The organism is Pseudomonas sp. RIT-562 (assembly GCF_026241895.1).
Taxonomy (GTDB): domain Bacteria; phylum Pseudomonadota; class Gammaproteobacteria; order Pseudomonadales; family Pseudomonadaceae; genus Aquipseudomonas; species Aquipseudomonas mandelii_F.
This window is the reverse complement of the sequence record NZ_JAPJIV010000016.1, coordinates 109,494-136,103: the sequence shown is the minus strand read 5'-3', so window position 1 is coordinate 136,103 and position 26,610 is coordinate 109,494. Positions and strand designations below refer to the sequence as shown.

The window sequence follows — 26,610 nt, the reverse complement described above, 5'->3', positions numbered from 1 at the left end:
GCTTTTTCTTGGCTGTGACTCTTACACGTTAAAACGGAAGTGCATCACATCGCCGTCTTTAACGATGTAGTCCTTGCCTTCAAGGCGCCATTTTCCGGCTTCCTTGGCACCCGCTTCACCCTTGTACTGGATGAAGTCGTCATAGGCGATGACTTCGGCGCGGATGAAGCCTTTTTCGAAGTCGGTGTGGATCACGCCAGCGGCTTGTGGTGCGGTAGCACCGACGCGGACGGTCCAGGCGCGGACTTCTTCGACACCGGCGGTGAAGTAGGTCTGCAGGTGCAGCATTTCGTAGCCGGCGCGAATTACCCGGTTCAGGCCAGGTTCTTCCAGGCCCAGGGCCTCGAGGAACATGTCTTTCTCTTCGCCATCTTCGAGCTCGGCGATTTCAGCTTCGATCTTGTTGCAGACCGGAACAACCATGGCGCCTTCTTCTTCGGCGATAGCCTTGACGATGTCCAGCAGCGGGTTGTTCTCGAAACCGTCTTCAGCAACGTTGGCGATGTACATCACCGGCTTGGTGGTCAGCAGGTGGAAGCCGCGAATCACCGCCTTGTCGTCGGCACCCATGTTCTTCATCAGGGTGCGAGCAGGCTTGCCCAGCGTGAAGTGAGCGATCAGTTGCTCAAGCAATGCCTTCTGGACCACGGCATCCTTGTCACCACCCTTGGCGTTGCGGGCGACTTTCTGCAGTTGCTTCTCGCAGCTGTCGAGGTCGGCAAAGATCAGCTCAAGGTCGATGATCTCGATGTCGCGTTTCGGGTCGACGCTGTTGGAAACGTGAATCACGTTCTCGTCTTCGAAGCAGCGGACCACGTGGGCGATTGCATCGGTTTCACGGATGTTGGCCAGGAACTTGTTGCCCAAGCCTTCACCTTTCGACGCGCCGGCAACCAGGCCCGCGATGTCGACGAACTCCATGGTGGTCGGCAGGATACGCTTTGGATTGACGATGGCAGCCAGGGCTTCCAGGCGCGCATCCGGCATCGGCACGATCCCGGTGTTCGGTTCGATAGTGCAGAAGGGGAAGTTCTCGGCCGCGATCCCGGATTTGGTCAGGGCGTTGAACAGGGTGGACTTGCCGACGTTAGGCAGGCCGACGATGCCGCAATTGAATCCCATGGTGTTTCCCCTCGGGTAAAAGTCAGGCCTTCTGGCTGTGCAGGTTTTTCATCGCGCGGTTCCATTCACCGGCGAGGATATCCGGCAGCACGCCGAGGGCAAAGTCGATGCTGGCATCGAGTTTTTCCTGTTCGGCGCGTGGCGCACGACCCAGGACGAAGTTTGAAACCATACTGGCTACGCCTGGGTGGCCAATGCCAAGCCGCAAGCGGTAGAAGGTATTCTGATTGCCCAGCTGCGCAATGATGTCGCGCAACCCATTGTGACCGCCATGGCCGCCGCCCTGCTTGAGCTTGGCGACGCCCGGAGGCAGGTCGAGTTCGTCATGCGCCACCAGGATTTCTTCGGGCTTGATGCGGAAGAATCCTGCGAGTGCCGCCACGGCCTGGCCGCTGCGGTTCATGTAGGTGGTGGGGATCAGCAGACGAACATCCTGACCCTGATGCGAATAGCGCCCGGTCAGGCCGAAATATTTGCGGTCCGCCACAAGGTTCACACCCTGTGCGTTCGCGATGCGCTCAACAAAAAGGGCCCCTGCGTTATGCCGGGTCTGTTCGTATTCAGCGCCTGGATTTCCCAAGCCAACGATCAGTTTTATGGCAGTCACGATAGGGGCCCTTCCTTGGAGTGGTGGATAACATCGCCGAGTGCGGCGAAAGTGGACGACAAGTGCTCATTTACCATTATGTAAACTCCGCGTTCTCGCCCGCTTTCTCGCTACGTACTAGTCCGCGATGTTACCGGTCACTCCGGCGTACAGAGTGAAATTACTCTGCAGCGCCTTCTTCAGCAGCTTCTTCTGGAGCAACACGTGGAGCGTGAACGTTGGCAACAGCCTTGTCGTCGCCGTGTGCCAGAGCAACAAACTCAACGCCTTTAGGGGCTTTGAGGTCGGACATGTGGATGATGTCGCCGATTTCGGCCTTGGACAGGTCGACTTCGATGAACTCAGGCAGGTCCTTAGGCAGGCAGGTCACTTCGATTTCGGAAGTAACGTGCGAAACTTCGCCGCCTTTCTTGATCGGAGCTTCTTCGCCGATGAAGTGTACAGGCACGATAGCGGTCAGTTTCTGACCAGCTACAACGCGTACGAAGTCAGCGTGCAGCACGTGGCCTTTGGCCGGGTGGCGCTGCAGAGCCTTGATGATCACGTTTTGCTTGGTGCCGCCAACGTTCAGCTCGATGATGTGGCTGTAGGCCGCATCGTTTTCGAGCAGTTTGGCAACTTCTTTAGCCAGCATGCTGATGGATTCAGGGGCTTTTTCGCCACCGTAAACTACAGCTGGTACCAGGCTTGCGAGACGACGCAGGCGGCGGCTCGCACCTTTCCCCAGGTCGGAACGCACTTCAGCATTCAGAGTAAAATCGTTCATGTTGTATCTCCAAAATAACCACATTCGCCCCAGCGTTTGCGACCAGCGCTAAAGGCGATATGGGCAAAAAAGCCCCGCCCCGACAGGAATGCCGGGGCGGGGCGCTTTTCGTCAACGAGATGTTCGAGAAGGGCAGGGCCCTTAACGGAACATCGCGCTGATCGATTCTTCATTGCTGATGCGGCGGACCGCTTCAGCAACTACCGGCGCGATATCCAGTTGACGGATACGCGAGCAGGCTTGAGCAGCAGCGGACAACGGGATGGTGTTGGTCACCACCAGTTCATCCAGCATGGAATTCTCAATGTTTTCGATCGCCCGACCGGACAGCACAGGGTGAGTGCAGTAGGCGAAAACCTTGGCAGCGCCATGCTCTTTCAGGGCCTTGGCCGCGTGGCACAGAGTGCCGGCGGTATCGACCATGTCATCGACCAGAATACAGGTACGCCCTTCGACATCACCGATGATATGCATCACTTCAGAGTGATTGGCTTTCTCACGGCGTTTGTCGATGATCCCGAGATCTACGCCCAGGGATTTGGCAACGGCACGTGCACGCACGACGCCACCAATGTCCGGGGATACGATCATCAGGTTTTCGAAGCGCTGATCTTCAATGTCATCCACCAATACTGGGGAGCCGTAGATGTTATCTACCGGAATATCGAAGAAACCCTGGATTTGGTCAGCATGCAGATCAACCGTGAGAACACGGTCGATGCCGACTACGGTAAGCATGTCAGCAACGACTTTCGCGCTGATAGCCACACGTGCGGAACGCGGACGGCGATCCTGACGGGCATAACCAAAGTAAGGAATAACAGCAGTGATACGAGTAGCCGAGGAACGGCGGAAGGCATCAGCCATCACTACCAGTTCCATCAGGTTATCGTTGGTCGGAGCGCAAGTCGGCTGAATAATGAAGACATCTTTACCGCGGACGTTTTCATTGATCTCGGCAGTAATTTCGCCGTCGGAAAACTTACCGACAGAGATGTCACCGAGAGGGATATGCAGCTGACGTACGACACGCCGAGCCAGATCGGGGTTAGCATTCCCCGTAAAGACCATCATCTTGGACACGCGCAGTACCTAGAGGCTGAGGGTAACCTGGATGAGTATAGAAAATGGCAGGGGCGGCTGGATTCGAACCAACGCATGGCAGGATCAAAACCTGCTGCCTTACCGCTTGGCGACGCCCCTGTATCTGTTGCAACGATTACCCAGTAATCGGTTCTTTTAGAGCAGACTTTGCAGCTTGCGATGCAACATCGAAACGTTGCTTCCTTTTGCTACAAACCCTGTAAGGGTCTCTGTAAGAAGGGCCGAGACTTTATCAGCTTCAGCTTTGCTTGGGAAGCCCCCAAACACACAACTTCCAGTTCCGGTGAGTTTTGCTTCGGTAAATTTACCTAACAAATTCAATGCGTTACGAACATCTGGATAACGCCTTGCTACCACCGGCAAGCAGTCATTTCGACTGTTTCCCTTGGGAACGGGGCGCACTTTAATGGGAGGAGTGTTACGTGTCAACAGCGGATCTGAAAAAATTTCTGCTGTACTTACAGATACTTGCGGTACCAGTACGAGATACCACGGTTCTTCGGGGTCTACAGGGGTGAGTTTTTCGCCCACGCCCTCGGCAAAAGCTGCATGGCCGCGCACGAAAACCGGGACGTCGGCGCCCAGTGTCAGGCCCAGTGCAGCCAGGCGGTCTTCATCCCAGCCCAGTTGCCACAAATGGTTCAGGCCGAGCAAGGTGGTCGCGGCATTCGAGCTGCCGCCACCGATGCCGCCACCCATGGGCAGGACTTTGTCGATCCAGATGTCGATCCCGAGCGTGCAAGCGGATTGTGCCTGCAGTTGTCGGGCGGCGCGCACGATCAGGTTGCTGTCGTGGGGGACTCCGGCGAACTCCGTGTGCAGCCGGATCACCCCGTCTTCGCGCACGGCGAAAGTAATTTCGTCGCCGTAATCAAGGAACTGAAAAATCGTCTGCAACTCGTGATAGCCATCTTCGCGACGGCCGAGAATGTGCAGCATCAGATTGAGCTTGGCTGGCGATGGCAAGGTCAGGCGCGGAGCAGTCATGTTCACTGCCCCAGTTTGCGTGGTTGCCATTCCTTGATCACCAGCGTGACGTCAAGGTCAGTACCGTGCAGCTTGATGCGCTCGGGCAGCCAATAGCCGTTCTGCTCGGCATAGCTCAAGTATTCAACCTGCCAGCCATCCTGGTCGAGACTGGCCAGGCGGCTGTCGGTGTCCAGGGTCAGGCGGCTTTTGCTGTCCGGGGCAGGGAGGCCGCGTACCCACCAGGCAAGGTTGGACACCGGCAGTTTCCAGCCGAGCTGTTCTTCGAGGAGGATTTCCGGATTCGGCGCGTCATAACGACCCTGGTTGGCAACCTCCAGCGACACTTTGCCGGGGCGACCGGTCAGCCGTGCAGCGCCGCGACCCAGCGGGCCGGACAGGCGAATGTCGTAGTAATCCTGGCGTTGCAGCCAGAACAAGGTGCCGCTGCCCGAGTCCTTGGGGGCGCGAATGCCGATCTTGCCGTTGATCTGCCAGCCATCCAGGCCCGTCAGCTGCTGTTTGTGCTCACGCCACTGGCCCGGGTCGCCTTTGCCCTGGACCGATTCGCGAGCGCCGAAGCCTGCGCAACCGGCAAGCAGGGCGATGAAACTGAAAACGATGAAATGGCGCAAAAACATAATCTTAAAGAGTCTCTGATCCGGTCAGGCGCTTGATGGTGCCGCGCAGTATTGGGCTGTCGGGTTGTTCCTTGAGGAACTTGCCCCAGATTTGTTTCGCTTCACGCTGCTTGCCGTTGGCCCACAGGACTTCGCCCAGGTGTGCGGCGACTTCCTGATCGGGGAAGCGTTCCAGGGCCTTGCGCAAGTAACGCTCGGCCTCGTCCAGATTACCCAGGCGGAAGTTGACCCAGCCGAGGCTGTCGAGAACCGCCGGGTCTTCCGGATTGATCTGGTGCGCCTGTTCGATCAAGGCCTTGGCCTCGGCGTAACGCGTTGTACGGTCAGACAGGGTGTAGCCGAGGGCGTTCAACGCCATGGCATTGTCCGGGTCGCGCTTGATGATCAGGCGCAGGTCTTTTTCCATCTGCGCCAGGTCATTGCGTTTCTCTGCCTGCATGGCGCGGGTATACAGCAGGTTCAGGTCGTCCGGATATTGCTGCAAGCCTTTTTCCAAAACGGCCCAGGCCTTGTCCTGTTGCTTGTTGGCGGACAGGGTTTCGGCTTCGATCAGGTACAGCTGCACGGCGTAATCGGGCTGTTCGTCACGCTGCGCCGCGAGGCGACTCTGGGCTTCTGCGGTCTTGCCGTTGTTCATCAGGATATCGGCCTGGCGCAGTTGCGCCGGCAGGTAATCGTTGCCCGGACCCACCTGGGCGTACTCGGCCAGGGCGCCCTGCGGATCGTTGCGCTCTTCAGCGATACGCCCCAGGTTCAAGTGCGCGGAGTCGACGTGGCTGTCCCGGGCGATCAGGTCTTCAAGGTAACCCTTGGCCTCTTCCCAGGCCTTGGCTTCCAGGCAAACCAGTGCCAGCGAATAGCGCAACTCGTCATCTTCGGGGTATTGCTGGACCAGGCTGGAAAACTCGACCTTGGCGTCGTCCATGCGGTCCTGTTCCACCAGCATGCGCGCGTAAGTCAGGCGCAGGCGTTTGTCGTCCGGGTACTGCTTGATGCTTTTGCGCAGCAGCGGCAGGGCCTCGTCACCACGATCGAGCGACTGTAACAGGCGCGCCTGCAGCAGGATCGGCGCTATTTCGCCATCTTCCGGCGGATGATCTTCGAGCAGCGTCAGTGCGCCCTTGGCATCGCCATCCTGTTGCAGCAACAGGGCCTTGCCGAAAATCAGCTGGCCGTTGTCGGGATGACGTTGCAGCAAACGGTCGAAACTTTGCATCAAGCCGTTGCGCGTGTCCTGGTCGGTGTCGGCAGCGGAGAGGGCAAGGAAGTCGAAGTGGGTGTCGCCTTTGCCTTGCAGGACTTTCTCCATATAGACCATGGAGTCGTCATAACGCCCGGCGCGAGCCAGTTGCACGGCAGCGGCCCGTTGCGCCTCAAGATCGTCCGGGGCGTTTTTGGCCCAGATCAGCGCGGTGTCCAGGGCTGCCTGATCGGCCCCCAGGTACTCGGCAATCCGGAATGCCCGCTCGGAAATCCCCGGATCCTGGGTGTTGATGGCCTGGGTCACGTAGTTGTCCAGGGCAATGTCGAAACGATTGCGCTGGCCAGCCAGCTCCGCACTCAACAGGCTGAAGACGGTTTCTTCGCTGAACGAGCTGTAGACCTTGGGCTTTTCAGGGGCTGGAGTGCTGTCTTCGACCGGCGACGAATCGACCGGCGAAACGGGTGCCATGGCCTGGCAGCCGCTGAGGAAGACAAAAGCAAGGAGCAACGCGGAGGATCTATTCATATAGGAAGAGGACGACTAACCTGCGGTCGGATCATCATGACACAAGCCTTCGGCCAAACATAACCGGCCGGTCACTTTCCATTTGTACCGGTCCTTGTAGGAGCGAGCTCGCTCGCGAAAAACCCACAGGCGCCGCGTGCATTCAGGTTACCCGAGTCAACGTTAACGTCCATCGCGAGGGAGCTCCCTCCTACAAAGGCCGTATGTAAACGCGAACCGCTCGCAAACTTGGGTGTCTCCTACCAGGCCAATAGATATCGAGTAGTTGTTCTGGATCTGTCGAAGTAGGACAATTGCCGGCTTCACGTCACTATCAGCGACCTTGAATGGCCTTCCTTGCACTCGGTATCAACCACAAGACTGCTTCAGTAGACGTCCGCGAGCGCGTGGCCTTTACCCCTGAGCAGCTGGTGGAGGCCTTGCAGCAGCTCTGCCGACTGACCGACAGCCGCGAAGCCGCGATCCTCTCCACCTGCAATCGCAGTGAACTCTATATAGAACAGGATCACCTTTCGGCTGACATCGTGTTGCGCTGGCTGGCCGATTATCACCATTTGAGCCTCGAAGAGCTGCGCGCCAGCAGTTATGTGCACGAAGATGATGCGGCAGTTCGTCACATGATGCGAGTCGCCTCCGGGCTCGACTCACTGGTGTTGGGCGAGCCGCAGATTCTCGGCCAGATGAAATCGGCCTACGCCGTGGCGCGGGAAGCCGGGACCATCGGCCCGTTGCTCGGGCGGCTGTTCCAGGCCACGTTCAATGCGGCCAAGCAGGTACGCACCGACACTGCCATCGGCGAGAACCCGGTGTCCGTGGCGTTTGCCGCGGTCAGCCTGGCAAAACAGATTTTCAGCGACTTGCAACGCAGCCAGGCCTTGCTGATCGGCGCCGGCGAGACCATTACCCTGGTCGCCCGTCATCTGCATGAACTGGGAGTCAAGCGCATCGTGGTCGCCAACCGTACGCTGGAGCGCGCGAGCATCCTCGCCGAGCAGTTTGGTGCGCATGCGGTACTGTTGTCGGATATCCCGGCCGAACTGGTGCGCAGTGACATCGTCATCAGTTCCACCGCCAGCCAGTTACCGATCCTCGGCAAGGGCGCGGTGGAAAGCGCCCTGAAGCTGCGCAAACACAAGCCGATCTTCATGGTGGACATCGCCGTTCCCCGGGATATCGAGCCCGAAGTTGGCGAGCTCGACGACGTCTACCTCTACAGCGTCGATGACCTGCACGAAGTGGTCGCGGAAAACCTCAAGAGCCGTCAAGGCGCGGCGCAAGCGGCGGAAGAGATGGTTTCGATCGGCGCCGAAGACTTCATGGTGCGCCTGCGTGAACTGGCGGCAGTGGACGTGCTCAAGGCCTATCGCCAGCAAAGCGAACGCCTGCGCGACGAAGAATTGCACAAGGCCCAGCGCATGCTGGCCAATGGCGGCAGCGCCGAAGACGTGTTGATCCAGCTGGCGCGCGGCCTGACCAATAAACTCCTGCACGCCCCGAGCGTGCAGTTGAAAAAGCTCTCTGCCGAAGGCCGCCTCGATGCGCTGGCCATGGCCCAGGAACTCTTTGCCCTCGGTGAGGGCTCATCGGATAGCTTTTCGGATAAGAAACCGCAATGAAAGCTTCACTGCTTAATAAGCTGGACATCCTCCAGGACCGTTTCGAGGAATTGACCGCCTTGCTTGGCGACGGCGAAGTCATTTCCGACCAGACCAAATTCCGCACCTATTCCAAGGAATACGCGGAAGTCGAACCGATCGTGCAAACCTATAAACAGTTGCTCAAGGTTCAGAGTGATCTGGAAGGTGCCCAGGCACTGCTCAAGGACAGCGACCCGGACATGCGCGAAATGGCCGTGGAAGAAGTCCGCGAGGCCAAGGAACAATTGCTGGAAATCGAAGCCAGCCTGCAGCGCATGCTGCTACCCAAAGACCCCAACGACGGCCGTAACGTGTTCCTCGAGATCCGTGCCGGTACCGGCGGTGACGAGGCTGCGATTTTTTCCGGCGACCTGTTTCGCATGTATTCGCGTTACGCCGAGCGACGTGGCTGGCGAGTGGAGATCCTCTCGGAGAACATCGGCGAACACGGCGGCTATAAGGAAGTGATCGCCCGGGTCGAGGGCGACAACGTCTACGGCAAGCTCAAGTTCGAATCCGGCGTGCATCGCGTGCAGCGGGTTCCCGCCACCGAATCCCAAGGCCGTATTCACACCTCGGCCTGCACCGTTGCGGTGTTGCCCGAGCCTGACGAACAGGAAGCGATCGAGATCAACCCGGCGGATCTGCGAGTCGATACCTATCGCTCTTCCGGCGCCGGTGGCCAGCACGTCAACAAGACCGACTCGGCGATCCGCATCACTCACTTGCCGTCCGGCATCGTGGTCGAGTGCCAGGAAGAACGTTCCCAGCACAAGAACCGTGCGCGCGCCATGGCCTGGCTGTCGGCCAAGTTGAACGACCAGCAGACCAGCGCCGCCGCCAATGCCATCGCCAGCGAGCGCAAGCTATTGGTGGGCTCGGGGGATCGTTCGGAACGCATCCGCACCTACAATTTTGCCCAGGGTCGGGTCACCGACCATCGGGTCAACCTGACGCTGTATTCACTCGATGAAATCCTCACCGGTGGCGTCGACGCGGTGATCGAGCCATTGCTGGCCGAGTATCAGGCTGACCAACTGGCAGCGATAGGTGAGTAAATGACCATCATTGCCAGTCTGCTCCGCGCCGCCGATCTACCGGACTCGCCCACCGCACGCCTGGATGCCGAGTTGCTGCTGGCGGCGGCGCTGGGCAAGTCGCGGAGCTTTTTGCACACCTGGCCGGAGCGCATCGTGCCCAGTGAAGCGGCGCTCAAGTTTGCCGGTTACCTGCAACGTCGTCGCGGCGGCGAGCCGGTGGCCTACATCCTCGGCCAGCAGGGTTTCTGGAAACTCGACCTGGAAGTCGCACCGCACACCCTGATCCCGCGTCCGGACACCGAGCTGCTGGTCGAGGCCGCGCTGGAGTTGTTGCCAGCCAGCCCGGCCAGGGTGCTCGACCTGGGCACAGGCAGCGGCGCGATTGCCCTGGCGCTGGCCAGCGAGCGCCCGGCGTGGCAAGTCACCGCCGTGGATCGCGTGCAGGAAGCCGTCGCGCTTGCCGAGCGCAATCGCCAGCGTCTGCACCTTAACAATGCCACTGTCCTGAGCAGCCATTGGTTCAGCGCCCTTGAAGGGCAGCGATTCGAGTTGATCATCAGCAACCCGCCGTATATTGCGAGCGCCGACCCGCATCTGGCTGAAGGCGATGTACGCTTTGAGCCTGCCAGCGCGTTGGTTGCCGGCATCGACGGTCTCGACGACCTGCGCCTGATCGTCGACCAGGCGCCGAATCATCTCGACTCCGGTGGTTGGCTGATGCTCGAACACGGTTACGATCAAGCCCTCGCCGTACGGGATCTGCTGTTGACCCGCGGTTTTGAGGAAGTCCACAGCCGCACCGACCTGGGCGGCCACGAACGTATCAGCCTGGGGCGCCTGCCGTGCTGAATGATCAGGAATTGTTGCGCTACAGTCGGCAGATTCTGCTGCCGCACGTCGACATCGACGGCCAATTGCGGCTCAAGGCCAGCCGGGTACTGATCATCGGGCTCGGCGGACTTGGCTCGCCGGTCGCTCTATACCTGGCGGCTGCAGGCGTTGGCGAGCTGCACCTGGCGGACTTCGACAGCGTTGACCTGACCAACCTGCAGCGTCAGGTGATTCACGACACCGACAGCGTCGGCGTGAGCAAGGTCGACTCGGCGATTCGTCGACTGAGTGCGATCAACCCTGAAATCCAACTCGTCGCGCTGCGTACCGCCCTGGACCAAGATTCCCTGGCTGCCGCAGTCGCTGCGGTGGACTTGGTGCTGGATTGCTCGGACAATTTTTCCACTCGCGAAGCGGTCAATGCCGCCTGCGTGCTCGCCGCAAAACCCCTGGTCAGTGGCGCCGCCATACGCCTCGAAGGGCAATTGTCGGTGTTCGACCCGCGGCGTACGGACAGCCCGTGTTACCACTGCTTGTATGGCAACGGCAGCGAAGCTGAACTGACCTGCAGCGAAGCCGGTGTCATCGGCCCGTTGGTGGGACTGGTCGGCAGCCTGCAAGCGCTGGAAGCGCTCAAGTTGCTGGCTGGTTTTGGCGAGCCACTGGTGGGCCGCCTGTTGTTGATCGATGCGCTGGGAACGCGCTTCCGTGAGCTGCGGGTCAAGCGGGACCCGGGCTGCGCGGTCTGTGGTCCTGCCCGTGCGTGAGGCGCCAATTGGCGTATTCGACTCCGGTGTCGGCGGGCTATCGGTACTGGCCGAGATTCAGCGTCTGCTGCCTAACGAAACACTGCTGTACGTAGCCGATTGCGGCAATGTTCCCTATGGCGAGAAAACGCCGGAGTTCATTCGCCAGCGCTGCAGCGTGATGGCCGGTTTTTTTCAGGAGCAGGGCGCCAAGGCACTGGTGCTGGCGTGCAATACGGCCACGGTGGCAGGCGTGGCGGATCTGCGCCGCGACTATCCGCAGTGGCCTATCGTCGGCATGGAGCCTGCGGTGAAGCCTGCAGCTGCCGCGACCCGCAGTGGCGTGGTCGGGGTCCTCGCCACTACCGGCACGCTACAAAGCGCCAAGTTCGCTGCATTGCTCGACCGCTTTGCCACCGATGTGCGAGTGATCACCCAGCCATGCCCGGGCCTGGTGGAGCTGATCGAGAACGGCGATCTGCACAGCCCGGTTCTGTGCAAGCTGTTGCTCGGCTATGTCCAACCCTTGCTTGATGCGGGTTGCGACACGATCATTCTCGGCTGCACCCACTATCCCTTCCTCAAGCCGCTGCTCAAGCAAATGATTGCGCCACATATCAGCCTGATCGATACCGGCGCTGCAGTGGCTCGCCAGCTTCAGCGGTTATTGGCCGAACGTGAGCTGCTCGCCGAAGGCCCGGCGCGGGCTGCGCAGTTCTGGACCAGTGCCGATCCAGGGCATTTCAGTAATATCTTGCCATTACTCTGGAATTCTACCGGCGTTGTGCGTAGTTTCGACTTGTAAAAAAAATGTGAAATGTCCCGAAATAGTCTGAACTTCTGACTATGCGCAGACTTCTATAGCTGTGACTGATGGGCAACACCAAAAAACCATACGAATTCGTTCGGAAAAGGATGTTTCTAGTGAAGCGACTATTCTGCTTGGCCGCGCTTGCGGCCGCACTAATGGGGCACAGTTTTACCGCACAGGCGGCAGGCGTGGAGTTCGGGGTCGGAGCGACCAGCGATTCAACCATGACCTACCGGTTGGGCATGCAGTTTGATTGGGACAAGAGCTGGTGGCAGACCGACGTCGGTCGACTCACCGGTTTCTGGAGCGGCGCCTATACCTACTGGGAAGGTGACAAGACTTCCAGTAACAACAGCCTGTCGTTCTCGCCTGTCTTCGTCTACGAGTTTGCCGGCCAGAACGTCAAGCCGTACATCGAAGCGGGTGTGGGTGTAGCGTTCTTCTCGGATACCCAGCTTGAAGACAACAACATCGGCCAGTCCTTCCAGTTCGAAGACCGCATCGGTTTCGGGCTGCGCTTTACCGGCGGTCATGAGGTCGGGATTCGTGCCACGCACTATTCCAACGCCGGCCTGAGCAGCAACAACGACGGCGTTGAAAGCTACGCGCTGCATTACACAATGCCGCTGTAACACCGCGCATCATTTCTGTGGGAACGGCCCGCCTGTCCCCACAGGGCTCGCCCGTCAACGATACGCCGTGGTAATACCTCGGCGTTCCTCGATGCACTCCGGTGCCCCCATCTCGAATTCCCGGCAGATCAGCGGACGCTTCTCGTAGATCGTGCACATCATGCTGTTGCGATCCAGCGCCGCACACCAGCCGTCATCCAGACGCAGCATGACTTCCCCACCCCAATCGTCGGTGTCGATAAAACGCTCGGGCACGCCCGTGTCGGTAATCAGCATGACTTCGAGCTGACAGCAGCAGGCCGCGCAGGTCGAGCAGGTGACCGCAGGCTCGGCAACGGGTGTGAGGGGAATGGTTTTCATGGTGCGCAGTGTAAGGCAGTGGGCCGTGCGAATGTGAAAGGCCTGACAGACGTTTAACGTGGAGTTTGCGACGCCAGTCGTCGGGCCATGAAATGCAGCGCCGGGAACAGTAGCGCCCAGAGCAGGCCGATACCCACCAGCGTCGGTCCGGGCCCATACGGAAACTGCACGCCTGCCAGCTGGCTGCCGGCGTAATACGACAGCGGCCCGCCGAGGCCTCCGAGGACGCAGGCGAGCCACCACGGGCTGGCACTCCAGGCCAGGCAGTGGCGCAGGGTCGTCGCCAGAAGAGCCCAAAGCAACATCAACCACAGGGGGATCAAGGGCGCTACTTCGGTGAAGTCGAACACTCCCAGCCAGCGCAGCGTGCTGTCCACCGTGGTGCCCAGCAGGACCACACTGAGAATCAAGCGACCTTCATCGCTCCAGCGACTTATCCACAACAGATGAATCACCAGTGCTAGCAGGGGCACCAATAACCACAAACTGTCGCCGCCTACTACGCAGGCGAACCAGCCCAGCTGGAACAACACGGCATTGGCAATACGCTCAAGCATTAAACCGACCCAGCAGCGGCGCGGTGATTGCCGAAGGTTTGGCCAACAACATTTGCGCGGTGCCGATGGTACGTTCCAAAAAGCCGCCTTCGCAGTAGCACAGGTAAAACTCCCAGAGCCGCAGGAAGTGCTCGTCGTAACCCAACTCGCCCAAGCGGTTGTGCGCTCGGCGAAAGTTCTCGTGCCACAGACGCAGGGTCTTGGCGTAGTGCAGGCCGAAGTCCTCCATGTGCAGCAGGTTCATGTCGGTGTCGCGGCTGATGACCTCGAGCATTTTCTGCACGCAGGGCAGGGCGCCGCCGGGGAAAATGTAGCGCTGGATAAAGTCGACGTTATCCTTGGCCTGCTCGTAGCGCTGCTCGCGAATGGTGATGGCCTGCAACAACATCAGCCCGTTGCTCTTGAGCAAGTGCGCGCATTGCTTGAAGTAAGTCGGTAGAAAGCGGTGACCGACGGCTTCGATCATTTCGATCGACACCAGCTTGTCGTACTGGCCGGTGAGGTCACGGTAATCGGACAGCAGCAGCGTGACCTGATCTTGCAAGCCAAGCGCCGCGATACGTTGCGCGGTAAACGCGAACTGCTCTTTGGACAGCGTGGTGGTGGTGACCTTGCAGCCATATTGCTGCGCCGCATACAGCGCCATGCTGCCCCAGCCTGTGCCGATTTCCAGCAGGTGATCGGTAGGTTTCAGCGCGAGCTTCTGGCAGATTCGCTCCAGCTTGTTCAACTGCGCCTGCTCCAGAGTGTCCTCGGGCGTCAGGAATTGCGCTGCCGAGTACATCATGGTCGGGTCGAGGAACTGCTCGAACAGCTCATTGCCCAGGTCGTAATGAGCGGCAATGTTCTTCTGTGAACCCTTGCGCGTGTTGCGGTTGATCCAGTGCAAGCCCCGCACCAGCGGCCGCCCGAGTTTTGCCAGGCCGCCTTCCAGCGAGTCCAGCACTTCGAGGTTGCTGACGAACACTCGCACCACGGCGGTCAGGTCCGGTGAGCTCCAATACCCATGAATAAACGCTTCCCCGGCACCGATCGAACCGCTGCTCGCCACCAGGCCCCAGGCCGCAGCGTCGAGAATGTGGATTTCACCATGCAAATGGCTGCCGGGCGTGCCGAATACCTGGCGCTCGCCGTCTTCAACGACCACTAGCTGGCCGTGCTTGAGGTGCGCCAGTTGCCGCAACACCCCGCGACGCAATAACAGGCCCGTGATGCCATTGGTATTGAACAGCGGGGCCTTGGCCGAAACGCTAGGGGATTTCATGGCGGCAGTCCTTGGGAACAGCAGTGGCGGTTTGAACGCTGCCATCGGCAGGTTGATGAGCAAAAACGGGGGCACCCTTGAACAACAGACGCACGGCCTGCCAGTAAATCGCCACGCAGGTTTTCCCAGTCATCCACGGGAAGCGGCGCAAGTAGCGGTGCAGGCTGGCGCGATCGAGGACTTCGCGCTCCAGGTTGAGCGTGGCGTCGAACAACTTCTGCTCGCCTTGCCAGTCCGCCATGTGCACGCCGAGTTTTGCCGCGGCGGGGCTGAAGCTCATCCGGTACTCAAGGTCCCGGGGCAAAAACGGCGACACGTGAAACGCTTTGGCCACCGCAAAATGCTGATGGAAATCCGCTAGGTTTTCCGGTGCTCTGGCAGGGAGCACGTAGTGGTAGCGTTCACGCCACGGGGTATTGGTGATTTCGCAGAGGATCGCCGCCAGTTGGCCATCGGCTTCGTGACAGTAAAAGAAGCTCACGGGGTTGAACGCCAGGCCCCAGCTGCGCACCTGGGTCAGCAGGCAGATCGAGCCTTGTGGTTCATGGCCGATGGCCTGGCCGACCTGCTGGCGCACTGCGTCGATCAAGCGCATGCCGCCACCCGTAAACGCCTTGAGGTAATCACCTTCGCGGAACGAGAACGGTGCCAGGCGACTGCGACCCGCCAGCGGCGACAGCGCAAGTACTGTTTCCTGCTCGTCGAGGTCCAGGTAGAGCAAGCCTATCCGGTAGCGAAATTGGTGGTGTCGCGGGCTGAATCGCCGGTGGGCAATCCAGCCGCTGTAGAGGGCGCTGTTCACAGGGTTTCACCCAAGGCAGCGGCCACGCGCAGCGCGCTGACCACACCATCTTCATGGAATCCGTTGCCCCAATAGGCCCCGCAGTACCAGGTATGGTGCGCGCCATTGAGTTCTTCCCAGCGAGCCTGGGCGGCGACGGCGGCCAGGCTGAACTGCGGATGAGCGTAGGTATATTTGGCGAGCACTTTAAAAGGGCTGATGCCGGCGCTCTGGTTCAGGCTGACGCAGAATCGGGTAGTGCTTTCGATTCCTTGCAGCAGGTTCATGTCATAGGTGACGGCGGCTGACGTGTGGCCAGCACCGCTGAGTCGGTAATTCCAGGCGGCCTGGGCGAGTTCGGATTCCGGCAGTAACCGGGTATCGGTATGCAGCACCACTTCGTTGTCGGCGTAGGGTAGTGCGCCGAGGATCGATTGCTCGGCGACGGTCGGTGCGGCCAGCAGTTTCAGCGCCTGATCGCTGTGGCAGGCGAACACCACTTTATCGAAGCGTTCGATGCCGGCAGCGCTGTGGATAACGACGCCTTCCTCGTCGCGCTCGACCCGCGTGACCGGACAGTTGGTACGGATCTTATCGGCCATTGGCGCGATCAGTGGTGCCACATAGGCACTGGAACCGCCCTCGATTACCTGCCATTGCGGGCGATGACTCACCGACAGCAGGCCGTGGTTCTTGAAAAAACGCACGAAGGCCTGGAGTGGGAAGCCGAGCATGTCGGCCATGGGCATCGACCAGATCGCCGAACCCATGGGCACTATGTAATGCAGGATGAAACGCTCACCGTAGCCGCCGGCCTTGAGGTACTGATCCAGGGTGATGTCGGCGCTGATGCGCTGTTCTTCCAGGTCGCGCAGTGCCTCTTTATTGAAGCGCAGGATGTCGCGCAACATGCCCCAAAAACCGGGGGACAGCAGGTTGCGGCGCTGGGCGAACAGGCTGTTGAAATTGTTGCCGTTGTACTCCAGGCCGCTGTCCGGGTCGGTCACCGAAAAGCTCATGGCCGTTGGTTTGAAGCGCACGCCGAGAAGCCCGAGCAGGCGAATGAAATTCGGATAGGTCCAGTCATTGAACACGATGAAACCAGTGTCCACCGCATAATTGCGACCGTCCACGGTGACCTCGACCGTGTGGGTGTGCCCGCCGATCCAGTCGCTGGCTTCGAACAGGGTGATCTCGTGGCGACGGTTGAGCAGGTAGGCACTGGTCAGCCCCGAAATGCCGCTGCCGATAATGGCGATTTTCACGGGACGTCCTGGATAGGTGGATTACTGCGCACCATGCGCTTGCCGATTGCCAGCTTGACGCTGTTGGGCATCTTCGACAGTGGCCACAGAGCCGCCATGAACAACGCCGGGAAGGCGATTTCCAGTGGCCGGTTATCCAGTTTGGCGAAAATATGCCGGGCGGCTTTCTCCACAGGCCAGCTGAGGGGCATGGGGAAATCATTTTTTGCCGTCAGCGGGGTGTCGACAAAGCCCGGACTGACCACGGTGACCTCGATGCCTTCGTCTGCCAGGTCGATGCGCAGGGATTCGAACATGTAGCGCAACCCGGCCTTCGATGCGCCATAGGCTTCGGCCCGCGGCAACGGTAGATAGGTCACCGAGCTCGCCACTCCTACAAGGTGCGGTGCGATGCCGGCGCGCAACAAGGGCAGGGCGGCTTCGACGCAGTAGGCGCTGGCAAGCAGGTTGGTGCGCACCACGTGTTCGATGATCGAGGCATCGAACTGCTGGGCATCGACGTACTCGCAGGTGCCGGCATTGAGGATCACAGTGTCCAGCGAACCCCATTGCTCAGCGATCTGCTCGCCTATTTCGCGAACCGTCTGGCTGTTGGTCAGGTCGCCCGCTACCACCAGGACTTGCCCGGGATAACGTTGCGACAGGACTTTCAACGGCGCTGTCGAGCGCGAGCTGACGGCCAGGTGTGCGCCGGTCTTGAGGATCTCTTCGGCCAGTGCAGCGCCAATCCCGCTGCTCGCGCCCGTCAGCCAGTAACGACGTGGAGGTGTAAGGCTCATCCCATTCTCCTTTGCAGCCCGGCGATCACCGGGCCCATGGCAAGCTGTTCGGCAATGCGCCGTTCCCAATTACTCATGACCGCCTCCTGCGTCCTGCCGCGACGGCAGGTTCTTGAACGCGGCCAGTGCTCGTTGCCGCGAAGTGCTCAAGTTGACGATCGGCGACGGATAGTCGGCGACGCCGAACAGCCCGCTCACATTCGCCGGGTTGTGCACTTCCTTCTTGTTCAGCCCATCCAGCTCGGGTAACCACTGCTTGATGAACACCCCTTCGCTGTCGAATTTTTCCGACTGGCTCAGCGGGTTGAAGATGCGGAAGTAGGGGGCCGAGTCGGTACCGGTGGATGAACTCCACTGCCAGCCACCGTTGTTCGCTGCCAGGTCGCCGTCGATCAGATGGCGCATGAAAAAACGCTCGCCTTCGCGCCAGTCGATCAACAGGTTTTTAGTCAGGAACATGGCCACTACCATGCGCAGGCGGTTATGCATCCAGCCGGTATCCAGCAGTTGGCGCATGGCCGCATCGATGATCGGCAAACCCGTGCGCGCCTGCTGCCAGGCCAGTAGTTCTTCAGGCGCGTGGCGCCAGGCCAGGGCCTCGGTTTCCGGACGGAACGCGCGGTGGCGCGAGACTCGTGGATAGCCGACCAGAATATGTTTGTAGAACTCGCGCCACAGCAGCTCATTAATCCAGGTGACTGCGCCAACCTTGCCGCTTTCGAATTCGCCTTGATTGCTTTGCAAAGCTGCGTGCAGGCATTGGCGCGGGGAAATCACGCCGGCTGCCAGATAGGCCGAAAGCTGGCTGGTACCTGGTTTGGCCGGGAAGTCGCGTTCGCTTTTGTAGTAGTCGATCTGGGCGTCGACGAAGGTGTCCAGGCGGCGCCTGGCCTCGATTTCACCGGCGGGCCAAATTGAGCGCAAATGTTCGCTGGGCGTAGCAAAGCCTTCGACTTGGGTGGGTACCTGATCACGCTGGATGTTCAACGGTGACTGCGGCGCGGGTACCGGGACCTGGGCGGGCAGCGAGCGGTGCAGGCGTTCGTAGCAGACCTTGCGGAACTGGCTGAAGACCTGGAAGTAGGTGCCGGTCTTGGTCAGCACGCTGCCAGGCTTGAAGAACAGCTGGTCGAGGTAACTGTAAAAATCAATGGCGCTGGCCCTGAGCGCCGCGCTCACCTGGGCATCCCGACGGGTTTCGTTGACCCCGTATTCTTCGTTGACGTGCACCGCACTGATGTTCAGTTGCTGGCACAGTTCGAGCAGCACCTGCGGCGTCTGGTCCCAGTGGGCGGCAGTGCGAATCAGCAAGGGGATGTTCAGCTCGCCCAGCGCGCGGCTCAACGCTTCAAGATTGCGTAGCCAGAAATCCACCTTGCATGCCGCATCGTCGTGTTCCAGCCATTGCTGCGGGCTCAACAGATAGACGGCGACGCACGGGCCACGGGCAGCGGCGGCCGAAAGCGCAGTGTTGTCGTGCAGGCGCAGGTCACTGCGCAGCCAGATCAATTGCATGCTGGTGTCCGCCGAGCTCATTAGATAACCCCCCGCAGGACCAGTTCCTGATGCGCCGACAGGGGATCTTCGGCCAAGAACAGTTCGGGAATACCGGAGGTTTTCGCGGACAACTCGACTTGGTGAATACAGACGATCGGTCCGGCAATCAATTTTGGGCAACTGATACCGTGCAAAAGTTTCGGCAATTGCCCAAGGTTCATCGCTTTGCTGGAATACAGCAGCACTGCGCGGGCTTTCAGATGTTCCACTGCCAGGGCCAGCTCTCCGTGCGGCAGTGGCCAGTCGAATACCTCAACCGGGCAGTCGGCGCTGCTGATCAGCCAGGCAGTGAGCCAAAGGTGCGGTTCAAGTGGCAGGTCCGATTGATTGACCAGCAGCAGCGGTGCGCTGCGTAATTGGCGGTTGTTGTGGTAAATGCGCGCGCCAAACTTGCTGCGCAGCCACGAGTAAAAAAAACCTCGTTCCATCTGCGCGCCAAATTGGCCCTGCCAGCGTTGCTCCAGCTCCCTGAGCAGCGGCAGCAACAGTTGCTCGCACAAGGTTCGCGGTGGGTACAGCGCCATCGCCTGATTGACGGTGTCGTCGAGGGTGCGTTCGTTCAACCCGGTGACTGCCAGCAGCAAGGTCTGGCGCAGCACGTGCCAGTCGTTTTCAATCGGCTCACTGATCACTTGCGCTGTGTCGAGCAGTTGCTTGACCTGGCTGACGGCCACTCCGCGATTGAGCCAGGTGAGAATGGCCAGGATGCGCTGCACATGTTCGGCCGAGAACAAGCGATGCCCTTTGGGCGTGCGTTGCGGCACGATCAAACCGTAGCGCCGTTCCCAGGCACGCAGGGTCACGGCGTTGACCCCGGTTTGCCGGGCCACTTCACGGATCGGCAGCCAGCCTTCGTCCAGGGCTTTCTTGAAATCGTCGCCGAGGTCTTCGCTGGCGCTGGTGTCGAGTCGGTTAGTCATTTAGATCGCATTTCGCAGGCTGAGGTTTTCCGGGTGCGGTTGCAGGTAAACCTGTTGCGCGATGTAAGGATCCGGATGTTGGCGGAAGTGATGCTTGAGCAGGGTCATCGGCACCACCAGTGGCACGATGCCGTGGCGATATTGGCCAATGACGTGCTGCATTTCCTGTTTGTCTTCGGCGCTGATGGCCTGCTTGAGATAACCGCTGATGTGCTGCAGGACGTTGGTATGGGTGCGTCGGGTGGCGCACTTTTTCAAGGCGGCCATCAGCTCGCTGAAATAACGTGGACCGAGCGTTTCCGGCTCTGTCTGGCCCATAGTGCCCAGCAGGTTGCCCAGGGTTTTGTATTGCACCGGGTTGTGCGCCATCAGCTGGTATTTGTAGCGCGCGTGGAAATCGGTGAGGCCGCGACGGGTGAGGCCTTCGCGCAGCAATTGCTGCCAGTCGCTGTAGGCGAACACGCGGGTCAGGAAGTTTTCCCGCAGTACCGGGTCATTGAGCCGGCCGTCTTCTTCTACGGGCAAATCAGGATGACGCGCGCAAAAGGCCTGGGCGTAGATACCGCGCCCGCCACCGTCTACCGGCGCGCCATTGGCGTGGTAGACCTTGACCCGGTCGAGGCCGCAGGATGGGGATTTCTGCATGAAAATGTAGCCACAGATGTCATCCAGCTCATCCGCCATTTTTTCGCCGTATGCCGCCAACGGTGCAGTGACATTCAGCTCCGGTTGGACTGTGCCGACAGCTTGCGGATGCTCCGGGTCGCCGACCAGGCGAATCGGCTGGCGAGGGATGCCCAGGCCAATCGCCACTTCAGGGCAGACCGGTACGAATTCGAAATAGTCGGTGAGGGTGCGGCTGCACAGCCGCGATTCCTTGTGTCCACCATTGAAGCGAACTTCAGCGCCCATCAAGCAAGCGCTGATGGCGATTTTCGGTTTCACGACGGAGTTGGACATCAGGGCACCTCGAATCCAGACCTGTACAAACCCAAGGATCTGTACAACATGAGTTCATCATAGATTCGAAGCTGTACAAGTCAAATTATTTGTACAGGTATTTCGGTGCGGTCATACAGGGGCTCACTGCCAGCCCAATTTCCAGGTGTCGCTATTTTTCAGGGTCTGCCAATCCATGCGCTGGCTGCGCTTGGTCAACACTGCCTCTAATTCGACTTGCAGCACCGTACCTTCCTCATCCCGGAACAGCTCGGTCACCAGAAAGTGTTTCTCGCGGTGTTGCGGGTGGGCTGCTGTCCATTTCGACAGCAGCAACTTGCCAGGATTAATGCGGTTCACTGCAGGTGTTCATGCAAGCGGCGGGCGGCTTCCTGGCCACTGAGCCAGGCACCTTCGACGCGGCCGGACAGGCACCAGTCGCCACAGGCGTAGAGCCCAAGATCGGCGTCGGCCAGTGTCCCCCATTCGTGGCTGCTGGCAGGGCGGGCGTAGAGCCAGCGATGGGCCAGGCTGAAAGTCGGCGCGGGCATGGCACTGTGCAGCAGTTCGGCGAATGCGCCGTGCAATTGTTCGATCACGGCTTCCTTGGGCAGGTCGATGTGTTGCCGGCTCCAGGCGCTGGTCGCGTGCAGGACCCAGGTGTCCAGGGTGGTGTCACGGCCGGGTTTACTGCGGTTGCGGGCCAGCCAGTCGAGCGGGCTGTCCTGCACGAAGCAACCTTCCATGGGGGTGTCCAGCGGTTTCTCGAACGCCAGTGCGATGGCCCAGGTCGGGTCCATTTTCACGCCTGCAGCGGCACCGGCGAGTTTCGGCGCCGAGGCGAGCAGGGCGGTCGCTTGCGGGGCTGGCGTGGCAATGACTACGTGGCTGAAAGGGCCATGGGTAAAGCCTTCGGCGTCCTGCAGATGCCAATGTTGTTCACCGCGATAGACCTCGGTAATCCGGCAGCCGAACTGCACGTCCAAGTCGCCCAGCAGGCCACGGGTGATGGCGCTCATGCGCGGCGTGCCAACCCAGCGCGTCTGTTCATCGGGTGAAAGGTTGAGCTGGCCGCCCTGAAAGGTGTACAGCAACGGCGTCCACTCGGCGACCCAGCCCTGGGCCTGCCAGCGCTGCACTTCGGTGGAGAAGCGGCGGTCACGGGCAGTGAAGTATTGCGCGCCCATGTCCAGAGCCCCCGCATCACTGCGCTTGCTCGACATGCGACCGCCACTGCCGCGGCTTTTATCGAATAGTTGAACAACGTGCCCCAGCTCTGTCAGGGCTTGGGCGGCGGAGAGCCCGGCGATGCCGGTGCCGATGATCGCGATAGGTACAGTCATAGGGGCCTCGTTTACCTTTCTGTACAGACTACGCCGTGGTTTAAACCTGTACAATATTGTTTTTTGGTATAACTTTTAGCGTTCTAGTTCTGACAGGTTGGCCTATTGTTTAAACAGACACTGCCCGATACCAAAGATCCCTGCTTATAAAAATAGACTAGTGAGCAGGATAAAAGGCCACGCGAGGAAGAAGTCATGCACATATTGCTGACCGGCGGTACTGGTTTGATCGGACGCCAACTCTGCCGACACTGGTTGAGCCAAGGACACACGCTGACCGTCTGGAGCCGCCAACCGGAAAAGGTCGCGAAGCTCTGCGGCGCCCAGGTCCGTGGAATTCCCCGCCTGGAGGACCTCGGGCAGACGCCTGTCGATGCCATCGTCAATCTCGCAGGCGCGCCGATCGCCGATCGACCCTGGACATCCAAGCGCAAGGCGCTGTTGTGGAGCAGTCGCATTACGCTTACCGAAACGCTGCTGGCCTGGCTGGAAACCCGTGAACAAAAACCGGCGGTATTGATCTCCGGTTCTGCGGTGGGCTGGTATGGCGACGGCGGCGAGCGCGAGTTGACCGAGGAATCGGCGCCGGTAATCGACGATTTTGCCAGTCAGCTGTGCATTGCCTGGGAAGAGACCGCCCAACGCGCCGAGGCCTTGGGCATTCGAGTGATTCTGATCCGCACGGGACTGGTGTTGTCCGCCGATGGCGGCTTTTTGTCGCGCCTGTTGTTGCCCTTCAAACTCGCGATGGGCGGGCCTCTGGGCAATGGTCGGCAATGGATGCCGTGGATCCATATCAAGGATCAGATCGCCCTGATTGATTTTCTTCTGCACCAGGAAACGGCCAGCGGTCCTTATAATGCCTGCGCGCCGAAACCGGTGCGCAACAGCGAGTTCGCCAAGACTTTGGGGGCGGTGTTGCATCGGCCGGCGTTCATGCCGATGCCGACCCTGGCATTAAAAGTGTGCCTGGGGGAAATGTCCCTGCTGTTGCTGGGTGGCCAGAAGGCCATGCCGGTCCGCTTGCTGGAAGCGGGTTTCACCTTCCAGTTCACCGATTTGCGTGCGGCTCTGGACGACTTGTCCAGCCGCCTTTGAAATAGGACGTTGCATGACCGCTCACGCATTGCTTCTGGTCAACCTGGGCTCTCCGGCCTCCACTTCGGTGGCGGATGTGCGCAGTTACCTCAATCAGTTTCTGATGGACCCTTATGTGATCGACCTGCCATGGCCGGTGCGTCGCCTGCTGGTGTCGCTGATCCTGATCAAGCGCCCGGAACAGTCGGCTCACGCCTATGCCTCGATCTGGTGGGAGGAGGGCTCGCCACTGGTGGTACTCAGTCGTCGACTGCAGCAGGCCATGACCTCGCAGTGGACCCATGGGCCGGTTGAGTTGGCCATGCGTTACGGCGAACCATCGATCGAGTCGAAGCTGCTGCAACTGGTCGCCCAGGGCCATAAGCAAATTACCCTTGCCCCGCTGTATCCGCAATTTGCCGACAGCACCGTGACTACGGTGATCGAGGAGGCGCGGCGGGTCGTGCGCGAGCGCAAGCTGGATGTGCAGTTCTCGGTGCTGCAGCCGTTCTACGATGAGCCGGAATACCTCGACGCGCTGGTTGCCAGTGCCAAGCCGCACCTTGCGCAGCCATACGATCACCTGTTGCTGAGTTTTCATGGCCTGCCCGAGCGCCACCTGACCAAGCTCGATCCCACGGGGCAGCACTGTTTCAAGAATGAAGACTGCTGCAAGAATGCTTCGCCAGAAGTATTGGCCACCTGTTATCGCGCGCAGTGCCTGCGTACTGCATCGGAGTTCGCCAAGCGGATGGGGTTGGCGAAGGGCAAATGGTCGGTGTCATTCCAGTCGCGCCTGGGCCGGGCGAAGTGGATCGAACCCTACACCGAAGCCCGTCTGGATGAGCTGGCCGGAATGGGGGTGAAGAAGGTGCTGGTGATGTGTCCGGCGTTTGTCGCCGATTGCATCGAGACCCTGGAAGAGATTGGTGATCGCGGTCTGGAGCAGTTTCGCGAAGCGGGGGGCGAGGAGTTGGTGCTGGTGCCGTGCCTCAATGACGACCCGCAATGGGCGAAGGCATTGGCCACCCTATGTGAACGAGCGCCGCTGGCCCTCTAAAAGCATCGCGAGCAGGCTCACTCCTACAAGGTCCAACGCAATACCTGTAGGAGTGAGCCTGCTCGCGATAGCAATATGTCAGGCACCAAAGATCGAAAGGGTTAGATCAGCGGCTCATCCGCCTTCTTGTGCTTCCAGCTGTCATTTCCCGGCAGCAGCAGGTTCAGCGCAATGGCCACCACCGCGCACAGCGCAATGCCCTTCAGGCCAAAATCGTCCGGTCCGGTGCCTGTGCCAACCAGCACCCCACCAATTCCGAACACCAGCGTGACCGAAACAATCACCAGGTTGCGCGCTTCGCCGAGATCGATCTTGTGGCGAATCAACGTGTTCATCCCCACTGCCGCGATCGAACCGAACAACAGGCAGAGAATCCCGCCCATCACCGGCACCGGAATGCTTTGCAGCAGCGCGCCGAACTTGCCGACGAACGCCAGGCTGATCGCGAAGATCGCCGCCCAGGTCATGATTTTCGGGTTGTAGTTCTTGGTCAGCATCACCGCGCCAGTCACTTCGGCATAAGTGGTGTTGGGCGGGCCACCGAACAGTCCGGCTGCCGTGGTCGCAATGCCGTCACCCAAGAGGGTGCGATGCAGGCCAGGTTTCTTCAGGTAGTCGCGACCGGTCACGCTGCCGACGGCAATTACCCCGCCGATGTGTTCGATCGCAGGCGCCAGGGCGACTGGCACGATGAACAGGATCGCCTGCCAGTTGAATTCCGGTGCGGTGAAGTGCGGGATCGCAAACCAGGGCGCGGCGGCTATTTTCGCGGTGTCGACCACGCCGAAATAGAACGCCATGGCGAAGCCCACCAGCACCCCGGAGATGATCGGCACCAGGCGGAAAATGCCTTTGCCGAACACCGCTACGATCAGGGTCGTGAGCAGGGCCGGCATCGAAATCAGCATCGCCGTCTGGTAATGAATCAGCTCGCTACCGTCGCCGGCCTTGCCCATCGCCATGTTGGCGGCAATCGGCGCCATGGCCAGGCCGATGGAGATGATCACCGGGCCAATCACCACCGGTGGCAGCAGGCGGTCGATGAAGCCGGTGCCTTTGATCTTCACGGCGAGACCGAGGAAGGTATAGACGAAACCTGCCGCCATCACGCCGCCCATGGTCGCGGCAAGGCCGAACTGGCCCTTGGCGAGAATGATCGGGGTGATGAAGGCAAAGCTCGACGCCAGGAATACCGGGACCTGCCGGCCGGTGACGATCTGGAACAGAATCGTCCCCAGGCCAGCGGTGAACAGCGCGACGTTGGGGTCCAGACCGGTAATCAGCGGCATCAGGACCAGGGCGCCGAAGGCCACGAACAGCATCTGCGCGCCGGACAGTACCGTACGCCAGAGCGGATCGTTGAACTCATCCTGCATGCTCAAGCGTCCTTCTGCTTGGTGCCGAAGATCTTGTCACCGGCATCGCCCAGGCCAGGGATGATGTAACCGTGTTCGTTCAGGCGTTCGTCGATCGAGGCGGTATAGATGGTCACGTCCGGGTGAGCCTTCTCGACAGCGGCGATGCCTTCTGGCGCAGCCACCAGCACCATGGCGCGGATGTCGCGGCAACCGGCTTTCTTCAGCAGGTCGATGGTCGCAACCATGGAGCTGCCGGTGGCCAGCATCGGGTCGATGATCATCGCCAGGCGCTCGTTGATCTCCGGAACCAGTTTTTCCAGGTAGGTGTGAGCCTGCAAGGTTTCTTCATTGCGGGCCACGCCCACGGCGCTGACCTTGGCGCCCGGGATCAGGCTGAGTACGCCTTCGAGCATGCCGATACCGGCGCGCAGGATCGGCACCACGGTAATTTTCTTGCCGGCGATTTTCTCGACCGACACGGTGCCGCACCAGCCTTCGATATCGTAGGCTTCCAGGGGCAGGTCTTTGGTGGCTTCATAGGTCAGCAGGGCACCGACTTCCTGAGCGAGCTCGCGAAAGTTCTTGGTGCTGATGTCTGCACGGCGCATTAGGCCAAGTTTATGACGGATCAGCGGATGGCGGATCTCGAGGATGGGCATGGGAAAAGCTCCGGCGGCGGGCAAAAAAACCGGCCTAGATTAATCTATCCGAGGGTGTT

The 26,610-nt window shown here is 60.0% G+C and carries 28 protein-coding genes and 1 tRNA gene; 8 read left to right on the top strand and 21 right to left on the bottom strand.

Translation table 11 applies throughout. The annotated features are described in order from the left end of the window. Positions 1-21: 21 nt before the first annotated feature. From ychF to ORL50_RS19500, 8 genes are all read right to left on the bottom strand, one after another. The gene (ychF, locus tag ORL50_RS19535; RefSeq protein ID WP_266017343.1) at positions 22-1,122 is read right to left on the bottom strand and encodes a redox-regulated ATPase YchF; all 1,101 of its coding nucleotides are present in this window, start codon (positions 1,120-1,122) and stop codon (positions 22-24) included. Between the two features lie 22 nt (positions 1,123-1,144). Next, a complete protein-coding gene (gene pth, locus ORL50_RS19530) occupies positions 1,145-1,729 on the bottom strand; it encodes an aminoacyl-tRNA hydrolase (protein ID WP_008037207.1) in 585 nt (194 codons plus the stop codon). A gap of 160 nt (positions 1,730-1,889) precedes the next feature. Further along, positions 1,890-2,495, bottom strand: coding sequence for a 50S ribosomal protein L25/general stress protein Ctc (locus tag ORL50_RS19525; RefSeq protein ID WP_266017339.1), 606 nt, complete (start codon positions 2,493-2,495; stop codon positions 1,890-1,892). 141 nt (positions 2,496-2,636) lie between these two features. Then, positions 2,637-3,578 (bottom strand): ribose-phosphate pyrophosphokinase, encoded by a 942-nt coding sequence (locus ORL50_RS19520; protein ID WP_003208392.1) that lies wholly within the window; start codon positions 3,576-3,578, stop codon positions 2,637-2,639. A gap of 45 nt (positions 3,579-3,623) precedes the next feature. Then, positions 3,624-3,698: transfer RNA gene (locus tag ORL50_RS19515), tRNA-Gln, on the bottom strand. Positions 3,699-3,734: 36 nt separating this feature from the next. Then, positions 3,735-4,586: a 4-(cytidine 5'-diphospho)-2-C-methyl-D-erythritol kinase gene (gene ispE, locus ORL50_RS19510; RefSeq protein ID WP_266017370.1), complete on the bottom strand. Its 852-nt coding sequence runs from the start codon at positions 4,584-4,586 to the stop codon at positions 3,735-3,737. A 2-nt stretch (positions 4,587-4,588) separates the two neighbouring features. After that, positions 4,589-5,206, bottom strand: coding sequence for a lipoprotein insertase outer membrane protein LolB (gene lolB / locus ORL50_RS19505; protein WP_266017325.1), 618 nt, complete (start codon positions 5,204-5,206; stop codon positions 4,589-4,591). A gap of 4 nt (positions 5,207-5,210) precedes the next feature. Beyond that, on the bottom strand, positions 5,211-6,935 hold the full coding sequence (locus ORL50_RS19500) for a tetratricopeptide repeat protein (protein WP_266017323.1): 1,725 nt from the start codon (positions 6,933-6,935) through the stop codon (positions 5,211-5,213). 326 nt (positions 6,936-7,261) lie between these two features. Between ORL50_RS19500 and hemA the strand changes: the two genes are divergently transcribed. The 6 genes from hemA (at position 7,262) to ORL50_RS19470 (ending at position 12,632) form a co-directional block, all read left to right on the top strand. Further along, complete coding sequence (gene hemA, locus ORL50_RS19495; protein WP_266017322.1) at positions 7,262-8,551, top strand: glutamyl-tRNA reductase; 1,290 nt, start codon at positions 7,262-7,264, stop codon at positions 8,549-8,551. After that, entirely contained in the window at positions 8,548-9,630 is a 1,083-nt protein-coding gene (prfA, locus tag ORL50_RS19490; RefSeq protein WP_266017321.1) for a peptide chain release factor 1, read from the top strand. The genes hemA and prfA overlap by 4 nt, the downstream gene beginning before the upstream one ends. After that, positions 9,631-10,461 (top strand): peptide chain release factor N(5)-glutamine methyltransferase, encoded by an 831-nt coding sequence (prmC, locus tag ORL50_RS19485; RefSeq protein ID WP_266017320.1) that lies wholly within the window; start codon positions 9,631-9,633, stop codon positions 10,459-10,461. It begins immediately after the preceding gene. Next, on the top strand, positions 10,455-11,210 hold the full coding sequence (locus ORL50_RS19480; RefSeq protein WP_266017319.1) for a molybdopterin-synthase adenylyltransferase MoeB: 756 nt from the start codon (positions 10,455-10,457) through the stop codon (positions 11,208-11,210). The genes prmC and ORL50_RS19480 overlap by 7 nt, the downstream gene beginning before the upstream one ends. Beyond that, complete coding sequence (gene murI, locus ORL50_RS19475) at positions 11,203-11,994, top strand: glutamate racemase (protein ID WP_266017317.1); 792 nt, start codon at positions 11,203-11,205, stop codon at positions 11,992-11,994. The genes ORL50_RS19480 and murI overlap by 8 nt, the downstream gene beginning before the upstream one ends. Positions 11,995-12,113: 119 nt before the next feature. Then, positions 12,114-12,632, top strand: a complete 519-nt coding sequence (locus ORL50_RS19470) for an acyloxyacyl hydrolase (RefSeq protein WP_266017316.1) — start codon at positions 12,114-12,116, stop codon at positions 12,630-12,632. Between the two features lie 54 nt (positions 12,633-12,686). Here ORL50_RS19470 and ORL50_RS19465 read toward each other — a convergent pair whose 3' ends face one another. From ORL50_RS19465 to ORL50_RS19415, 11 genes are all read right to left on the bottom strand, one after another. Continuing rightward, positions 12,687-12,992, bottom strand: a complete 306-nt coding sequence (locus ORL50_RS19465) for a YkgJ family cysteine cluster protein (protein ID WP_122838745.1) — start codon at positions 12,990-12,992, stop codon at positions 12,687-12,689. A gap of 53 nt (positions 12,993-13,045) precedes the next feature. Then, the gene (locus ORL50_RS19460; RefSeq protein ID WP_266017314.1) at positions 13,046-13,549 is read right to left on the bottom strand and encodes a DUF2878 domain-containing protein; all 504 of its coding nucleotides are present in this window, start codon (positions 13,547-13,549) and stop codon (positions 13,046-13,048) included. After that, positions 13,542-14,813, bottom strand: coding sequence for an SAM-dependent methyltransferase (locus tag ORL50_RS19455; RefSeq protein WP_266017313.1), 1,272 nt, complete (start codon positions 14,811-14,813; stop codon positions 13,542-13,544). Before ORL50_RS19455 ends, ORL50_RS19460 begins: the two co-directional genes overlap by 8 nt. Then, the gene (locus ORL50_RS19450; protein ID WP_266017312.1) at positions 14,800-15,615 is read right to left on the bottom strand and encodes a DUF1365 domain-containing protein; all 816 of its coding nucleotides are present in this window, start codon (positions 15,613-15,615) and stop codon (positions 14,800-14,802) included. Before ORL50_RS19450 ends, ORL50_RS19455 begins: the two co-directional genes overlap by 14 nt. Continuing rightward, the gene (locus ORL50_RS19445; protein WP_266017310.1) at positions 15,612-16,859 is read right to left on the bottom strand and encodes an NAD(P)/FAD-dependent oxidoreductase; all 1,248 of its coding nucleotides are present in this window, start codon (positions 16,857-16,859) and stop codon (positions 15,612-15,614) included. Before ORL50_RS19445 ends, ORL50_RS19450 begins: the two co-directional genes overlap by 4 nt. Beyond that, entirely contained in the window at positions 16,856-17,638 is a 783-nt protein-coding gene (locus ORL50_RS19440) for an SDR family NAD(P)-dependent oxidoreductase (RefSeq protein WP_266017308.1), read from the bottom strand. Before ORL50_RS19440 ends, ORL50_RS19445 begins: the two co-directional genes overlap by 4 nt. A gap of 69 nt (positions 17,639-17,707) precedes the next feature. Further along, positions 17,708-19,153, bottom strand: a complete 1,446-nt coding sequence (gene phrB / locus ORL50_RS19435; RefSeq protein ID WP_266017306.1) for a deoxyribodipyrimidine photo-lyase — start codon at positions 19,151-19,153, stop codon at positions 17,708-17,710. Positions 19,154-19,173: 20 nt separating this feature from the next. Continuing rightward, complete coding sequence (locus ORL50_RS19430; RefSeq protein ID WP_266017305.1) at positions 19,174-20,115, bottom strand: MerR family transcriptional regulator; 942 nt, start codon at positions 20,113-20,115, stop codon at positions 19,174-19,176. After that, a complete protein-coding gene (locus tag ORL50_RS19425; protein WP_266017303.1) occupies positions 20,116-21,075 on the bottom strand; it encodes a YbgA family protein in 960 nt (319 codons plus the stop codon). A 123-nt stretch (positions 21,076-21,198) separates the two neighbouring features. Continuing rightward, positions 21,199-21,414: a TIGR02450 family Trp-rich protein gene (locus tag ORL50_RS19420; RefSeq protein WP_266017302.1), complete on the bottom strand. Its 216-nt coding sequence runs from the start codon at positions 21,412-21,414 to the stop codon at positions 21,199-21,201. Then, complete coding sequence (locus ORL50_RS19415) at positions 21,411-22,397, bottom strand: NAD(P)/FAD-dependent oxidoreductase (protein ID WP_266017300.1); 987 nt, start codon at positions 22,395-22,397, stop codon at positions 21,411-21,413. The genes ORL50_RS19420 and ORL50_RS19415 overlap by 4 nt, the downstream gene beginning before the upstream one ends. Positions 22,398-22,592: 195 nt before the next feature. On the opposite strand from ORL50_RS19415, the gene ORL50_RS19410 reads away from it, so the two are divergent. Further along, positions 22,593-23,495, top strand: coding sequence for a TIGR01777 family oxidoreductase (locus ORL50_RS19410; protein ID WP_266017298.1), 903 nt, complete (start codon positions 22,593-22,595; stop codon positions 23,493-23,495). A gap of 13 nt (positions 23,496-23,508) precedes the next feature. Next, positions 23,509-24,534: a ferrochelatase gene (hemH, locus tag ORL50_RS19405; protein ID WP_266017297.1), complete on the top strand. Its 1,026-nt coding sequence runs from the start codon at positions 23,509-23,511 to the stop codon at positions 24,532-24,534. 101 nt (positions 24,535-24,635) lie between these two features. Here the strand turns inward: hemH and ORL50_RS19400 are convergent, their stop codons facing one another. Both ORL50_RS19400 and upp read right to left on the bottom strand, forming a co-directional pair. Further along, positions 24,636-25,910 (bottom strand): uracil-xanthine permease family protein, encoded by a 1,275-nt coding sequence (locus tag ORL50_RS19400; RefSeq protein WP_266017296.1) that lies wholly within the window; start codon positions 25,908-25,910, stop codon positions 24,636-24,638. Positions 25,911-25,912: 2 nt separating this feature from the next. Continuing rightward, positions 25,913-26,551, bottom strand: a complete 639-nt coding sequence (upp, locus tag ORL50_RS19395) for a uracil phosphoribosyltransferase (protein WP_162437175.1) — start codon at positions 26,549-26,551, stop codon at positions 25,913-25,915. Positions 26,552-26,610 lie beyond the last annotated feature (59 nt).